At 46.5% G+C, this 15441-nt stretch carries 18 protein-coding genes; 11 read left to right on the forward strand and 7 right to left on the reverse strand.

The annotated features are described in order from the left end of the window. Positions 1-41: 41 nt before the first annotated feature. On the reverse strand, positions 42-659 hold the full coding sequence (gene wrbA / locus AC2Q9J_RS11240) for an NAD(P)H:quinone oxidoreductase (protein ID WP_499039930.1): 618 nt from the start codon (positions 657-659) through the stop codon (positions 42-44). Between the two features lie 215 nt (positions 660-874). Next, positions 875-2518 carry an AMP-binding protein gene (locus tag AC2Q9J_RS11245; protein ID WP_499039932.1) on the reverse strand — a complete coding sequence of 548 codons (1644 nt, stop codon included), beginning with the start codon at positions 2516-2518 and terminating at the stop codon, positions 875-877. Between the two features lie 186 nt (positions 2519-2704). Here AC2Q9J_RS11245 and AC2Q9J_RS11250 point away from each other — a divergent pair, with 186 nt between their 5' ends. Together AC2Q9J_RS11250 and AC2Q9J_RS11255 are read left to right on the forward strand one after the other, a co-directional pair. Continuing rightward, entirely contained in the window at positions 2705-3862 is a 1158-nt protein-coding gene (locus AC2Q9J_RS11250; protein ID WP_499039933.1) for a class I SAM-dependent methyltransferase, read from the forward strand. Continuing rightward, a complete protein-coding gene (locus tag AC2Q9J_RS11255; protein WP_112224072.1) occupies positions 3859-4116 on the forward strand; it encodes a hypothetical protein in 258 nt (85 codons plus the stop codon). The genes AC2Q9J_RS11250 and AC2Q9J_RS11255 overlap by 4 nt, the downstream gene beginning before the upstream one ends. Positions 4117-4159: 43 nt before the next feature. Here AC2Q9J_RS11255 and AC2Q9J_RS11260 read toward each other — a convergent pair whose 3' ends face one another. Beyond that, positions 4160-4582 (reverse strand): hypothetical protein, encoded by a 423-nt coding sequence (locus AC2Q9J_RS11260; protein WP_499039935.1) that lies wholly within the window; start codon positions 4580-4582, stop codon positions 4160-4162. Positions 4583-4724: 142 nt separating this feature from the next. Here AC2Q9J_RS11260 and AC2Q9J_RS11265 point away from each other — a divergent pair, with 142 nt between their 5' ends. The 6 genes from AC2Q9J_RS11265 to AC2Q9J_RS11290 all read left to right on the forward strand — a co-directional run bounded on the left by AC2Q9J_RS11265 (position 4725) and on the right by AC2Q9J_RS11290 (position 8911). Then, the gene (locus AC2Q9J_RS11265) at positions 4725-5489 is read left to right on the forward strand and encodes a hypothetical protein (RefSeq protein WP_499039936.1); all 765 of its coding nucleotides are present in this window, start codon (positions 4725-4727) and stop codon (positions 5487-5489) included. Position 5490: 1 nt separating this feature from the next. Next, positions 5491-5850 (forward strand): GntR family transcriptional regulator, encoded by a 360-nt coding sequence (locus AC2Q9J_RS11270; protein WP_499039938.1) that lies wholly within the window; start codon positions 5491-5493, stop codon positions 5848-5850. Then, positions 5847-6551 carry an ABC transporter ATP-binding protein gene (locus tag AC2Q9J_RS11275; RefSeq protein ID WP_499039940.1) on the forward strand — a complete coding sequence of 235 codons (705 nt, stop codon included), beginning with the start codon at positions 5847-5849 and terminating at the stop codon, positions 6549-6551. Before AC2Q9J_RS11270 ends, AC2Q9J_RS11275 begins: the two co-directional genes overlap by 4 nt. After that, positions 6548-7471, forward strand: a complete 924-nt coding sequence (locus AC2Q9J_RS11280; RefSeq protein WP_499040464.1) for an ABC transporter ATP-binding protein — start codon at positions 6548-6550, stop codon at positions 7469-7471. The genes AC2Q9J_RS11275 and AC2Q9J_RS11280 overlap by 4 nt, the downstream gene beginning before the upstream one ends. Next, the gene (locus tag AC2Q9J_RS11285) at positions 7440-8393 is read left to right on the forward strand and encodes a DUF2705 family protein (protein ID WP_499039942.1); all 954 of its coding nucleotides are present in this window, start codon (positions 7440-7442) and stop codon (positions 8391-8393) included. The genes AC2Q9J_RS11280 and AC2Q9J_RS11285 overlap by 32 nt, the downstream gene beginning before the upstream one ends. 86 nt (positions 8394-8479) lie before the next feature. Then, positions 8480-8911, forward strand: a complete 432-nt coding sequence (locus AC2Q9J_RS11290) for a hypothetical protein (RefSeq protein WP_499039944.1) — start codon at positions 8480-8482, stop codon at positions 8909-8911. Positions 8912-9317: 406 nt separating this feature from the next. Here AC2Q9J_RS11290 and AC2Q9J_RS11295 read toward each other — a convergent pair whose 3' ends face one another. Continuing rightward, positions 9318-9932: an NAD(P)-dependent oxidoreductase gene (locus AC2Q9J_RS11295; RefSeq protein ID WP_499039946.1), complete on the reverse strand. Its 615-nt coding sequence runs from the start codon at positions 9930-9932 to the stop codon at positions 9318-9320. A 21-nt stretch (positions 9933-9953) separates the two neighbouring features. Beyond that, entirely contained in the window at positions 9954-10685 is a 732-nt protein-coding gene (locus tag AC2Q9J_RS11300) for an NADPH-dependent oxidoreductase (protein WP_499039947.1), read from the reverse strand. Between the two features lie 104 nt (positions 10686-10789). Here AC2Q9J_RS11300 and AC2Q9J_RS11305 point away from each other — a divergent pair, with 104 nt between their 5' ends. Both AC2Q9J_RS11305 and AC2Q9J_RS11310 read left to right on the forward strand, forming a co-directional pair. After that, entirely contained in the window at positions 10790-11347 is a 558-nt protein-coding gene (locus tag AC2Q9J_RS11305) for a M15 family metallopeptidase (RefSeq protein WP_499039949.1), read from the forward strand. Between the two features lie 54 nt (positions 11348-11401). Then, entirely contained in the window at positions 11402-11977 is a 576-nt protein-coding gene (locus tag AC2Q9J_RS11310) for a hypothetical protein (RefSeq protein WP_499039951.1), read from the forward strand. Positions 11978-12023: 46 nt separating this feature from the next. Here AC2Q9J_RS11310 and AC2Q9J_RS11315 read toward each other — a convergent pair whose 3' ends face one another. Then, entirely contained in the window at positions 12024-13322 is a 1299-nt protein-coding gene (locus tag AC2Q9J_RS11315) for an ABC transporter permease (RefSeq protein WP_499039952.1), read from the reverse strand. Beyond that, positions 13312-14010, reverse strand: coding sequence for an ABC transporter ATP-binding protein (locus AC2Q9J_RS11320; RefSeq protein WP_499039954.1), 699 nt, complete (start codon positions 14008-14010; stop codon positions 13312-13314). Before AC2Q9J_RS11320 ends, AC2Q9J_RS11315 begins: the two co-directional genes overlap by 11 nt. Positions 14011-14229: 219 nt before the next feature. On the opposite strand from AC2Q9J_RS11320, the gene AC2Q9J_RS11325 reads away from it, so the two are divergent. Beyond that, positions 14230-15276 (forward strand): glycosyltransferase, encoded by a 1047-nt coding sequence (locus AC2Q9J_RS11325; protein WP_499039956.1) that lies wholly within the window; start codon positions 14230-14232, stop codon positions 15274-15276. Positions 15277-15441: the final 165 nt, after the last annotated feature.

Consider the following 15441-nt stretch of genomic DNA (forward strand, 5'->3'; position numbering starts at 1 on the left):
GAGGATTTTTCGACTCACCTGCTTAATATATTCAACGCGCCTTACTGCTGGCCGCGTCCATTCTGAATCCATTGAGCCACTTCAACCGTGTGTTTCGCTTGGTAGCTGACTGCATCCTGCACATCTTCGACCATATTGCCGTCCTGGTCGACTGAAACACTTGTGCCGTAAGGATTTCCTCCGGCTTTAAATAGAACTGGATCTGCGTATCCGGGTGCTGCCACAATTGCGCCCCAGTGGAACATTGATGTGTATAGCCCGAGAATGGTCGCTTCCTGTCCGCCATGCGGATTTTGTGCGGAAGTCATTGCACTGACTACTTTGTTTGCCAATTTCCCTTGTGCCCATAAACCGCCAGTCGTATCCAGGAATTGCTGAACTTGTGAAGATACATGGCCGAAACGAGTCGGCACGCTGAAAATAATGGCATCTGCCCAATCCAGCAAGTCAACTTCCGCTGTCGGTACATCGGCCGTCGCATTTAAATGTTCACGCCAGGCTGGGTTGGAATCGATTGCTGCATCTGGTGCGTTTTCTCTGACCTTCGCAACTTTCACTTCCGCTCCTGTTTCCTTAGCCGCTTCTTCAGCCCATTTAGCCAACTGATAATTGGTCCCTGTCGAGCTGTAATAGATGATCGCTAATTTTACATTTGCCATTTTAAACATCTCTCCTTCAGTTAAGTTTTCCCGGGGCAGATACAGTTCAGTCAAATATCCTGCATTCAAGATATTTGTTACTTTACCAGTTTCCCCTGTAATCGATTGAATTAAACAAATTCCCACTATCTTTGCCACAGAAAAAGACGCTGCAATAAATTGCGGCGCCTCACTGACTGTCTTTAATTCCCCTACTCAAACCAAAAATTAACTACTTAGACTTCATTCTTCTGCGTCCGTTCAACCGACAGTTCACGCAACTTGAACTTTTGGATTTTACCCGATGCCGTCATTGGATATTCTTTGGTGAATTCAAAATAACGCGGAATCTTGTGACGCGAGATTTTTCCTGTGCAATAATCACGAAGCTCTTCCGCATCCAGGCTTTCGCCTTCTTTTAAGATAATCCATGCCATCAATTCTTCCCCGTATTTCGGATCCGGCACGCCGACCACCTGCACATCCTGGATAGCGTAATGGCTGTAGAGGAATTCCTCGATTTCACGCGGATAAATATTTTCTCCTCCGCGAATGACCATATCTTTGATCCGGCCGGTGATGGCGATGTACCCATCCTCATCTTCAACCGCAATGTCACCGGTATGCAGCCAGCCTTCAGGATCGATTGCATTTCTGGTCGCTTCTTCGTTTTGATAATAGCCCTTCATTATATGGTAGCCGCGTGTGCATAATTCACCCGGCACACCAGCAGGCACAGTTTCGCCTGTTGCGGGATCGATGATTTTCACTTCGACTTCTGCATGTGGTTTGCCGACAGTCGAAACGCGCTTCTCAATATCATCATCTGCGCGGGTTTGGGTGATGACAGGCGAAGATTCCGTCTGGCCGTAGGCAATAGTAATTTCTGATGCGCCCATATCACTGATCACCTTTTTCATCACTTCGATCGGGCATGGTGAACCGGCCATGATGCCTGTGCGGAGAGTCGAAGTATTGAACGACGCGAAATCCGGATGATTCAGCTCCGCAATAAACATGGTCGGCACACCGTGCAAGCCGGTGCATTTTTCATCCTGCACCATTTGCAGCACCCGTTTCGGTTCAAACTGTTCCGCGATGACCATGGTCGTCGAATGCGTGACAGCCGCCATCGTTCCGAGAACACAACCGAAACAATGGAAGAAAGGCACCGGAATGCATAGACGGTCTTGTTCTGTCAGATTCATCGTATCGCCGACCAGTTTGCCGTTATTCACGACATTCAGATGTGTCAGCATGACGCCTTTTGGAAATCCTGTTGTACCAGAAGTGTACTGGATATTGATGACGTCATCCGGGTCCATCGATTGGAACCGCTCTTCCAATTGCTCATCCGAGACTTCATTTGCAAAAGCTTCAAATTCACTCCACGTAAAAATTCCCGGATATTGATTTTCGCTCATCACGATGACCCGTTTGAATTTTGGCAGTTCCGCACTATGGACTTCTCCTTTCGGTGAATTCTTAAGTTCCGGACATACTGTATTAATAATATCGATATAATTATTTCCTTTAAATTCTTCTCCTAAAATAAGCGTTGTTGAATCGGATTGCTTCAATAAGTATTCGAGTTCGCTCGACTGGTAGCTCGTATTGACGGTCACCAGCACGCCGCCCATTTTCCCGGTGGCAAATTGGCTCAACAGCCACTCTCGCTTATTATCCGACCAGATGGCGACATGCTCGCCTTTTTCAATGCCGATGCCAATAAAAGCTTTGGCCAGTCTGTCCGTTTCTTCATCGAATTCCTTATAGGTTTTACGGATGCCATGCTCCGGATAAACATAAGCTTCGGTGTCGGGATGCAGAGCTGCCCGCTCGCGCACCACTTCTCCAACGGTCTGCTGTAAAATCGCCATTTCCATACCCCCATGTTGTAAACGTTTTCAAACTCTTTTTTATGTTATCATAAAATTCTAAATTATTTAAACGGTTAAAGATATAAATATAAATTTTACTCGTCGATATTCCGTAATACAGTTGCTGTCTCATTTCACGAATTCCATGATAAACTTGTTCTATCATGAAACAGGAAAGGAACTGCAATGGAATTACTAGAAATGCATCAAAACCTGGCAGATCGCCTCAGCCAGCAGAAACTTGTTTCTGCAACAATCAGCCAGCCGCGGCAGAAATCGAACGATTTAAAGCGCATCAAAATAAAGCCTGTTGAAATCAAAAACAGCTACTATATACAATTCGAATACCAGCATGAGCATGTGCTGAAGCACAAAAACATGACCGTGGAAGAAGCATCGGCAGAACTGGAGAATTTATTCACGGAGTTTCGCCAAGGGCTTTTCCAGTTCACTGAAGAAAAAGTTCAGATTCAGCTTACTAAGAAATTCAAAGTAAGCTGGAAAACCGAAGCAACAGAAAAAACAACAGCGCAGCTAACGCATAACCGCAAGAAGCAGTATTTGCTTGAAGATGGCATTCCCTATCCATTTCTTGTACGCCTCGGTGTACAGAATCCGGATGGCAGCGTCAAAAAGCAGAAATACGATAAGTTCCGCCAGATCAACCGGTTCATCGAATTCATCGATGACGCTCTGGTCCATCTGCCAAAAGACCGGACGGTGCGTATTCTCGATTTCGGTTCCGGAAAATCGTATCTGACATTCGCGCTGTATCATTACCTGCGGGTGGAGAAAGGGCTTGACCTCCGGGTGACCGGACTTGATCTGAAAAAAGAAGTGATCGAAGAATGCCGCAGGATTGCGGAAGACCTGAATTATGAGCAATTGGAGTTTCTTGTGGGAGACATCAATGATTACAACGAGGAATCAGCAGTCGATATGGTGGTTACATTGCACGCCTGTGACACCGCTACTGATATGGCGCTGTCCCGGGCGGTTAAATGGAACGCGAAAGTCATACTGAGCGTCCCTTGCTGCCAAAGCGAACTGAATCACCAGATTGACGCACCGGAACTTGGCATCATGCTGCAGCACGGCTTGATCAAAGAACGATTCAGCGCTTTGGCGACCGATTCCATCCGCGCTGAACTGCTGTCGCTTGTCGGCTACGAAACGCAATTGATGGAGTTTATCGACATGGAACATACACCGAAGAACATTCTGATCCGCGCCTACAAAACCGGACGCAAGCCCTCGGATGGCCAATTGGAGCGTTATCGCCAGTTTACTGGCATGTTATCAGCAAAACCATATCTTGAAAACGAATTGAAGGAGCTGCTATGAAAAGAATCCACATTGTCAATGGCATCATTTTAGCGTTTTCTGTCATACTGGTGCGCTATATCGATGTCCACGTCTACGATATGCACATCATACTCAATCTGCTCGTCCTGGTCGGACTGATTGTCGGCGGGATGAAAATCGCCGAGCGCTTTCCCGCACTCGATTACGATGTCAGCAGAAAAACCGGCATGGTCATCAACACGATTGTCGTACTTACGATTTTCCTGGCGTTTTTCGTTTTGGAATTAGGATAAAAAGAAGCATCCCCCATTTTTCGGGGAGATGCTTCTTTCCTGTTTAAGGTGAATTTTCATTCGGCTTTTTATCCGCCTGCTCCTGAATGACTTCCATTACATACTCTTCTACCGGCTTGAGCGTGAAATCCAAGCCACTCGTCTTCAAGTTGTTTTCAAGATAATCCAATTGATGGTCTTCCACGGACTCCGACTGAAGGTTCAAGGCGTTGTTGACATATAACATCCCTTCATTGGTAGCCATCGGACTGTCCACCCCATCTTCCTTTTTACGGGCTTCCGCTTTTTCGATGCCGAACACGAGACCTTCATCTTCCAATTCCTTGATCGCTTTTTTATAGCGGTCTTCCCCTACCGCATCGGACAGCCGCTTATCCAATTTTTTTATATCTTCCAATGTGGCACCTTTGAAATACTGTGCATAATAAGCGATCAATATCTGCTCTTTATCCTGCAATTCCTTCATTGCAATTCCTCCCACATTAAAGCTGTTTACACTTCCTTTCCCCCTTTGGCTGCTCATTAGACATTTATTTGGAATTTCTCTTGCAATAGGGATTGCCTCAGTGTACTATTTAATTAATACAGTAAGACGAGGAGAGGTAACTATGAATCAATTACGCGGCTTATTCATGAAAGACTGGACCATCATTAAAGGGTATGTATTAGTGGCGCTGCTGCTGGATATTATTATTCCATTCGGTTCAGCGATGCTGTTTCAAGTGGAGTTTTTTGAGGGGCTGCTGGTTTTTTCAGGTACAGTGATGGCATTGCATGCACTGCTGCCGATTGTTCTTCTATCCATTCTGTTCACTAAAGACATGGATCGTCCGGATATATTTTTCCATTCCAGCGCATCAATACATAAAATCAATGCCAGCAAGTTTTGCACAGTTATTTTGGCTACAATCATTTCACTGATCTGGATCAGCATGCTGACATTCGTTTTCCTGCTTTTCGCACCGAATTTGGAGGAATTGAAAAATCTCCTTCCCTCCGGCGCCGCATTTGCAGCAGGAATCCTGATTTTCTCAGCATTTATTACCGTCATCTACTATTTTTACTTGACGATGTTCTATACAATGAAACCTAAAATCGGCGGCTTTGCCTATATCGTCGCTTTTGGATTGTTTATCTTTGGCGTGGAAATGTGGGACCGTTTCACGTCCACGGATTTGTATACAACTGCCACAGATTTTTGGGTAATCCAATTGAACAATTCTGAGTTTCTGAAGAATGTCGGCAATGGAATGATGATGTCCTTTGAAAATCAACACACCATTCACGTCGGCCAATTACTGGTCAGCACTTTGCTATTGGCCATTCTGTACCTGATAGCGGCCTACTGGTTCGAGAAGAAAGTGAGGGCTTGAGATGGGGCTTGATTTTGAAAAAGACAAACCGATCTACCAGCAGCTGATCGACCGCCTTTCCGGAGATATCATCCGCGGTTTAAGAAAACCCGGTGATAAACTTCCTTCTGTCCGGGAATATGCAATCGACGTCGGCGTCAACGCCAATACCGTGCAACGGGTCTATAAGGAGATGGAATCGATGGAGCTTACAGAAACAAGGCGCGGCCAGGGTTCATTCATAACTGAAAATGAAGAGCGCTTGCAGCTGCTGCGCGACAGTAAAAAAGAGGATTTAGTGAAATCGTTCATAGCCAATGTGGAAGCTTACGGTTTTTCGAAGGATGAAATTGTGGAACTCGTCAGGAGGGAAATAAAATGATTGAACTGAACAACGTAAAAAAAGCGTATGGATCCACCAAAGCCCTGAACGGCATCAATTTGCGCCTTGAACCAGGAAAAATCATCGGCATCGCGGGTGAAAATGGCAGCGGCAAGTCGACTCTGCTGAAAGCGATCGCAGGTGTCAGCAAAATCGGCAGCGGATCTGTTCTGATTGACGGGAAGCCGGTCTCCCGAAAAGATGCTGAGCGAATCGCCTATCTTCCTGATGCCGATATGTTCTATTCTTATTTTACCGTCGGCCAATTGTTCTCCTATTATAAGAGCCAATTCGCCGATTTCAATGAAACAAAGGCAAAGGAAGTATTGGATTTCCTGGAAGTGCCGCTTTCTTCGAAGATGAAAAACCTGTCGAAAGGCATGCGCGGCCGGGCAAAAATGGCTGCAACTTTAGGGCGTGAAAGCCGTTATTATTTAATGGACGAACCATTCTCCGGACTCGACCCGATGGTGCGGAGCGATTTGATCAAAGGATTGATCCGGTTTACAGACCTCGAGCGCCAGACCTTGATCTTATCAACACATGAAATCCGAGAAGTGGAAATTCTGCTGGATGAATTGGTTTTATTGAAAGGCGGCAAGGTTTTAGCACACAGGCATTTGGATGAAATCCGCGGAGAAACGGGAATGGATACAGTAGAATGGATGACAAATCTGACGAAAGCAGGTGCGGCAGGATGAGTGAACAGGCATTGGTGCAGATTAAAAATCTGTCAAAGACAATCGGCAAAAAAAAAATCATCAAGAACTTGAATCTCGATTTGTACAAAGGCCAGATCACCGGATTTCTGGGACCAAACGGAGCCGGTAAAACGACGACGATCCGGATGATGGTCGGTCTGATGAAGCCGTCTGAAGGCGATGTGCTGATCGATGGAAAATCAGTGAAGCACAGTTTTGAAGAAAGCATTGAAAAAGTCGGTGTAATCGTTGAGAACCCGGAAATGTATAAATACATGTCGGGTTATAAGAACCTGCTCCATTTTTCGCGGATGCATAAAGGCATTTCGAAAAAACGGATTGATGAAGTAATTCTGCAAGTTGGCATGAAAAACCGAATCAATGAAAAAGTCGGTTCGTATTCACTCGGCATGCGGCAGCGACTCGGTTTAGCGCAGGCCCTCCTTCATGACCCCAAATTCCTGATTCTCGATGAGCCCACCAATGGACTGGATCCTGCGGGTATCCGGGAATTCCGGCTGTATTTACAGAAGATTGCACGCGAGAACGGCGTAGCTGTATTCGTTTCCAGCCATTTACTGTCGGAAATCGAATTGTTATGCGACCGGATCGCCATTATCCAAAACGGTGAATTAATCGATATCAAAAACGTCAAAGAGCTTCAGCAATCCCGCTTCCTTTTCAAAGTTGAACCTCTGGCTGCAGCGGAAGAAATACTCGCTGGCATCGGTTTTCCTGTTTCACAATTTGATGGTGGATTATTGGTCGAAACAGAAGCGGAACATATTCCCGGGGCAGTGAAAATCCTCGTGAACGCGAACATTTCTATATTTGCTGTACAGCCTTTCAAAGCAACTTTGGAAGATCAATTCCTCGAAATGACAGGAGGTGGAGACATTGCTCAAGCTCATACAAAATGAATGGATGAAATTATGGAGCCGCAAGTCATCCTGGATCATGATCATTTTACTGGCTTTTATATTGCTCGGAACTGCAGGCATCACCAAATGGGTAAACACAGCAATGCCCATTGAAAATCCCGAAAACTGGCAACAAGTTGAAGCCAGTGAAATGGCTTATAATATGAGCATGCTGGAGGACGCCGAGCTGAGTGATGCGCAGCGCGAGTATTATGAAGGAGAAGTGGCCATTTCCGAGCACCGCCTCGCGAATGATCTGCCTCCTTATGCATACGATACCATGCAGCAAGGTGTTATCGAATCGCATATCATGATGTCAGTCGTCACTTTGTTCACTGTCATTGTCGCCGGCGGCATTGTGGCTTCCGAGTTTTCACAGGGCACCATCAAGATGCTGCTGACGCGCCCGGTGAAACGCTGGAAGATTTTAACCTCAAAATATATCGCAACGATGTTGTATGCGATTCTGCTGGCGATTGTGTTATTCATCGTGACCGCACTCGCTGGATTGATCTTTTTTGGCATCGGTGACGGTATATTCCTTACGTGGAACGGGTCCGAAGTCGTTGAAGGATCGTTCTGGCTGGAAGGTCTTAAAATGCTTGCGCTCAGTTTCGCGAGCGTCTGGATTATCGGCACATTCGCGTTTATGCTGGGCACCGTTTTCCGTTCCAGTTCGCTTGCCATCGGCTTGTCGATCTTCCTGATGTTCACGGGTATCCAGGCCGTTTTCCTGCTGGCAGATTACGAAATCGTCAAATACTACCTCTTTACGCATACAGACCTGACGCAATATTATACAGGCTTTATGCCGGTTGAGGATATTACGATGACGATGTCCGTGATTGTGCTGATTGTGTATTTCATCATTTTCATGGCGATCAGCTATCTGACGTTCAGTAAACGGGATGTTACAGCTTAATAAAGAAAAGCGACAGTGAAGAGATGGCCCAGATTTTTGGGCCAATCTCTTTGCGACGAAGCAGCGCAGCGATGCAGGAGCAGCCTTTGGCTGACTTATATCCCGAAGAGCTGGGCCACTGGAGTCTAGACACAGAAACACTTTTTCCCAACAATATTAAAACTGAAAAAACTAAACCGCCCAGGCACTTATTGCCTGGGCGGTTTTCTGGCTGTCGAGAAACTACCTATTCTCCAATCATTTCGCTTCAGGCGGACGCTTTCCGCTGGGAGCTGCCTGAGCCTCCTCAGTCGCTTCGAAAACCGATGCTCCTGCAGCGCCAGCGCTTCGTCGCAAAGGTTCGACCGAATGCTGTTCGGTCAAACCTTCCCTGCGGGGTCTCAGGACTCGCTCTGAATCCAGCAGGAAAGACATTGGCCGAAGCTTGCGAGGACAAGTCTATGCGACGAAGCAGCGAAGCGATGCAGGAGCACATCTTTGCCCTTCGCCGTCTGCCGCTTCATTTTAATATTGTGTAGAATCCGGGTATCAGCTTTCTCACTTCTTAGTGAATTACTAAATTGCTGCTTATAGAAAGTGCTTCTGAGATATGGAGCAAAACAGCGAAGACTCCCAAGGGAGCAGAAACAGAGTTGGGCAGCCAACTCTGTTTCGAGCGAAGTGCTGAGATCCACTCGGGCGAAGGGAACCGAGCCCGAGTTAGCTCAGCGCGAGCCCCCAGGAAAGCGCAGCTGTTTTGCGTAATATCGATTTCTGCATTGATGTTCTTTCCCAACAAGCTGTAAACCGCCCAGGCACTTATTGCCTGAGCGGTTTTTTTCGGCTGCTTTGGCGAGTTGGGCGTATTTCGAGTAAAGTTGGGCGTATTCTGACGAAAGTTGGGCATAAACAAAAACAGCCCCAAAATCGCAGGCTGTTTCATCATCAATAAGCTATACCGACACGGCTCCTGACAAAAGTGGAATCCTCTAATTGCTGATAGGCGAACTCCCCGGTGTCACCGGTGCTGATTTCCTTGCCGCCTTCAGGCAGAAAGTCTTTTTCGACATGGTATCCGCCTTTCGCTTCTCCGTCCGGCAGATATGTCGGACAGACGATCGTCCATTCCAGATTTGATTTCTCCAGCAGACGATAAGCTTTTTCATGCTCTTCGGCTGCGAAAGTCAATTTGCGGTTCGAGTCGCCCCCCTGGTAGCGGAGCTTGCCTTCTTCAAGCCGGCTATTTAAGATACCAGCTGTCCCGATCGTGATAATCCGTTTGATGCCATGCCGTTCCATTGATTCGATGATAAACGGCAAAGCATCCGTTAAAGTGGTCGTCTTATCAGTTCCCAATGCGCTGAAGACCACATCTGCCCCTGCTATCGTGCGTTCAATATCTTTCCCTTCTCTTACATTGCCGAATACCGTTTCGAGATTCGGGTGTTTGTCGAGTTTGGGAGAACGCTGCAGCGCTGACACCTGATGTCCGTCTTCCAAAGCGCGTTTCAGAATTTCGCTCCCGACTCTGCCCGTGGCTCCGAATATCGCAAGTTTCATCGTGTCGCCCTCCTTGGAGATTTATTTAAAACTATATCCTTTTTTCGCTAATACTTCTTTAATATCCGGACGGTGCGGTTTATTCAAGAAATTAGCCATTTGCTGAGACCAAGTCGCTGTCTTTTGATTGGAACCGCGGCTGCCGTAATATTCCTGGATGCTCTTGTCGTATTCCGGCAAAATTGTTTCGTATTTCTTCTCGTCGTAATCATTTTCATGCAGAATCGCTTCCACCGGCAGGCGCGGTTTCACGCCGTTGCTTTCATTCGGTACACCGACCGTCAAACCATACACGGGGAAAACGCCTTCCGGCAAGCCAACCAGCTCGCTGATTGCTTCCATATTATTGCGGACGCCGCCGATATAGCAGATGCCGTAACCTTTCGATTCCGCCGCAAGCGCCAGGTTCTGGGCCAGCAAGCCAACATCCGTAACAGCGACCAGCAGATTTTCAGCCTGGTCGAATACAATCGACTCTCCTTGCATTTCAACAGCGTGCTTCAAACGGTTGTAATCCGCGCACATCAAGAACACCGCGCCGGCGCCTTCCATCTGCTTCGGATTTTTCGACAGTTCGCCAAGTTTCCGGCGCTTCTCCGGATCTGTCACCCAAACCACTGAATAAGCCTGGACGAAATGTGATGTCGCCGCATATTGCGCAGCTCCGATCAGTTCTCCCACTTCTTCTCTTGTTAATTGCTTTTCTTTATAATCACGCACTGAAGCATGCGATTTCATCAACTCTATTACCATATGTATTCCTCCTTAGCGTTGTTGCTTCTATCGTACCAAATTCTTTCAGAGGATACTGTTCCCACGATTTTTGATAAAATAAAACCTATAAGAGGTGATGGCTAGTGAAACACGCAAAAACCGCATTTACAATACTTTTTCTTTTGCTGCTTGGCGGTTTTTTGTTTATTTGGATTCAGCGTGAAATTGAATTCTGTGAAGAATTGGAATCCCGCCCGTTGCCTGATTCCCTGCATCCGATTGTGGCGGAAAGGAGCCGTGAACTGGTGGAGGCGGCCGAAGAAATCGGCATCGATATTGTCATCACAGACGGATTCCGTTCTTTCGAGGAGCAGGATGCCCTGCACCAGCAAGGCCGCACTTCAGACGGCAATATTGTGACTTATGCGGAACCGGGCGAATCTTATCATAATTATGGGCTCGCCATCGATTTCGCTTTAAAACTCGACGACGGTTCGGTCGTCTGGGATATTGAACGCGACGATAACGGCAACACCCGGTCTGATTGGTTTGAAGTGGCGGAAATCGGCAAAGACCTCGGCTTCGACTGGGGCGGAGATTGGAACCGGTTCAAGGATTATCCCCATCTTGAAATGACTTTCGGATTGTCGATCCGCGAGCTGCAGAAGGGCTGGCGTCCAGAAGATACGATGGAAGAATGAGTGTAACTAATTCCCCGCCACTACGTCTTCTTCAATAAAGAGGGGTGTTTTAGAATGAAACTTCACAACTATCTTCTTTTCTCTTTGATCCTATTGATGCTCACCGCCTGTGGCACGGATGAAGAGAACTCTTCCGGAACCGCTGATTCCCTTGAGGATTTTTCGGTCAAGAACACGGAAGCGTCTGCAGCCGATGGTGATTTTATTTACCGCCTTGTTTCTGAAAAAGAAGAATATGAGAGCGGAGGCCCTGTAGAGATTTATGCTGAACTTGAATATATTGGAGATCAGGCAACCATCGATATATACCATGCCGCTTCCCATTTCCACTTCCCAATGGAGGAAAAGACAAGAGACTATGAAATTCATTATGGAATGGAAGAACCGTTGATAACGACAACCCTCACGAAAGGTGAGCCTCTTCGAGGACAATATACCGGCAGCGGTGGTTACAGCAACCAGGAGGACGAAGCATATATTGAGTTCACCCAAGATATAATGAATAAACAATTTCCAGAGGGCTATTATGTAGTTGAAGGCTATGCTGATTTTTATACAGAAGCGCCTGACGGCAATAAAACAGATTACGAAATACATGCCGAAATCGATTTCAAAGTAGTCGACAAATAGTAAAAAGCGCGCTCCCGGCTGGGAGCGCGCTTTTCTTTTTACCCTATTACATTTCCTGTCTCAATGCTTGGATGATATCAATCTGTGTCGCTTTTCGTGCCGGGCGCCAGCCTGACACCATCGCCACTCCGATGCTGATAGCAGATGCAATTACGACCAATTGCCACGGAATTGTGGAGATGACAATCGAAATTCCGCTGGCATCCTCTTCACCCAATGAGCTCAAAATAATGATTGGAACCAGCCAGTTCGCTAGTATACTAATGCCATATGAAATAGCGACAGCCAAAGCTGTACCGATCAAACCGATCGCCGCACTTTCCATGAGGAATAATTTACGGATCAGTTTCGGCTGTGCGCCAATCGCTTTCATGACTCCGATTTCACGCGTCCGTTCTGTAACCGCCATTGTCATCGTGTTAAAAATACCGATGGAAGCAATCAGTACCGCAATCGTACCTACGAAAATAAGACCGGCTTTCAATGCAGTAAAGAATACATTCATCGTACCTAACTCTTCCGTTACGGAATAGACGTAATAACCATCTTCTTTCAAGGCATCAGTTATCCCGCCGACATTCTGCAGCTCATCAGCATACACCAGGATATTCTCATATCCTTTCTCCAGACCCAATTCTTCATTGAATATTGGCCCCCAAGAACTGTCGGCGTAGAATGTAACATCGGTCATCCAGTCCTTTGCAGGTTCTTTGGCAATGCCTGTTACAACGAATTCCCATGTTAATGGTTCAACTGCTTCTTCGCCCTCAGCCGTGAATGGCGTCAGTTTCAATTCCACGGTTTGACCGATCAGGCTGCCGGCAAAGCCAGCCACCTCTTCGCCGTTGGCTTCCTTCTCCATTTCCGCTTCTGTCAGCAGTCGTTCCGCCATATGATAGCCGACTATGACTTCTTCAGCTTTAGACGGCATCTTTCCTTCCGATAAAGCAAATCCCGCCTTCTGTTCTTCTTCCATACTGGATAGCACAACCTGGGAATATGTACTGCGATTACCGATCACAATTTCTGTTTCCGCTTCAGGCTGGTTGCGTTCCACTACTGCTATTACATGTTCCTTTTCTTTGATCTGTTGAAGTTCCGCATCCGGTATGTCCGCGGGAGAAATATCTGTCTCTCCGTCCGACTTGCCCGCCACTTCAATCTGCGTCACCATATTATTGTCCAGAACGTCATCCGTAATGGTCTGGTGCAGGCCAAAGCCCACTGAGGCCAGGACAATCAGAAAAGCGCAGCCCATTGTGGCAGCTAAAATCGTAGTAGCGACGCGCAGTTTATTGCGTTTCATATGCTGTCTGATAAAGTCGATCTGATCCTTAAACTGCATGCCGCTGCTCCCCTTTCACTAATTCACCGTCGTGCAGACGGTATTGCCGGTCAGCCACAGACGCCACTTCTTCATCGTGGGTGATAATAACGAACGTCAGCCCCAGTTTTTTATTCAATGATTGAATCAGCAATAGAATCTCTTTTTCCGTTTCCGAGTCCAAACTTCCGGTCGGCTCATCCGCCAGAATGATTGGTGCATCCGTTATCAGCGCCCTTGCGATACTGACGCGCTGCTGTTGCCCTCCGGAAAGTTCGTTCGGATAATGGCCAGCCACTTCTTCGAGTCCGACTTTTTCAAGCAGTTTCTGAACCTTCATTTTGCGTTCCGCTTCAGCCATGCCTTTGATTTTTAAAGGCAATTCGACGTTTTCGAAAGCGCTCAGACCGGGCATCAACTGGAAATTCTGGAAGATGAAACCGAAGTTTTCCAATCGGAAGCTCGCTTGCTGCGATTCTTTTAAAGCAGCGGTTTCCTGGCCATTGACCACGACGGATCCCGTTTCAGGCGACATGAAGCCCGCCAATATATGAAGCAAAGTCGATTTCCCTGAGCCACTTTTGCCGAGAATCGCGACTATTTCTCCTTTTCCTACTTCCAGTGTGAGACCTTTTAATACAGGCACACGCCGTTCGTTCCCTTTTTTTCCAATTTTAAAATGATGCTGCAAATCTTTTATTTGTATCATTCTTTATTCCCCTTTCCCTGATAACATCAGTATAGGTAGAAAATCTTAATAATTATGAAGCAGGTTTCTGAAGATTTCCTTAAGATGCTGTGTGAAAGCATCTCTGCTTGGGTATTCTTATATATATATATGAATATCCAGCACTTTACTTAACCGTACAGGGGATTCACAAATCGGGGTAATTTCTGCGTATCAGCAGAACCGGAAAGGAGGTCATGTGTGAATCAATACGCGATTATTATTCCAGCATACAAACCTGATCAAAAATGCCTGAACACTGTCGAAAAGATCATCCGCGCGGGATTTGAACGAATCATCGTCGTCAATGACGGCAGCGGCAACGAGCACACACATATTTTCAATTCCCTTGAAACACATAAAGAAGTAACGGTTTTAAAACATGCCGCCAACCAAGGGAAAGGCCGGGCACTGAAAACAGCTTTTCAATACATACTTAAAAATAAGTTTCCTTTTGAGGCCGTCATAACAGCTGATGCGGATGGGCAGCATTTGGCCAGTGATATGGTGAAATTATCAAAGCAAATGCAGGATACCCCGGACAAAGTCGTCCTAGGCGCCCGAGATTTCAGCAAAAAGGACATTCCCTTCAGAAGCCGTTTCGGCAATCGCTTCACCCGGTTATTATTCAGGCTGTCGACCGGCACTGTGCTCACTGATACCCAAACCGGGTTAAGAGGCATTCCTGTTAAATACCTTCCGCAATTATTGGAGGTCAAAGGCGAACGTTTCGAATATGAGATGAATGTGCTCGCCGCCTTGCGGAAAAATGAAATCGAAGTTTCGGAAGTGACGATTGAAACCGTCTATATCGATGACAATAAGTCTTCTCACTTCAATCCTTTGAGGGATTCATTCCATATTTATAAGATTTTTATCTTCTACGGCTTATCAGGGGGAGCTTCCTTTATACTCGACATCGGATTATATTGGATATTCATTCAATTGCTCAGGGATCCGGCGCCAGAAATGTTCATCATAATAGCTACTATCGCCGCCCGTATCCTGTCCTCCCTATTCAATTACTACATCAACCGAAATAAAGTCTTTAAGCAGGGGTCGAGGAAATCATTGGTCCGTTATTTCGTATTAGCCGCTTTCATCATGCTGACTTCGGCGGGCTCTGTCCATTTATTGTACGCAGAATGGCTTGGACGCGGAGAAGTTATTCTAAAGGTGCTGGTGGATACAATCCTCTTCATATTTGGATTTGTAGCTCAGCGTGCCTGGGTGTTCCGCAAAGAATGATCTTCCAATTCCAACGTGCCGACAGAAAAGGATTTTTCTGTCGGTTTTTTCTTTTGTCTAGATTCCAGCGCCCAGCTCTTCGGGTCATAAGCCAATCCAGCTCCCGTGGCAAAGAGCGCCACTCTGCTGTTCTGTCTTATGCCTTTCAGAGCTTAACGGGCGCTT

The sequence above is a fragment of the Planococcus sp. RAB007_Raresut genome (assembly GCF_057369535.1).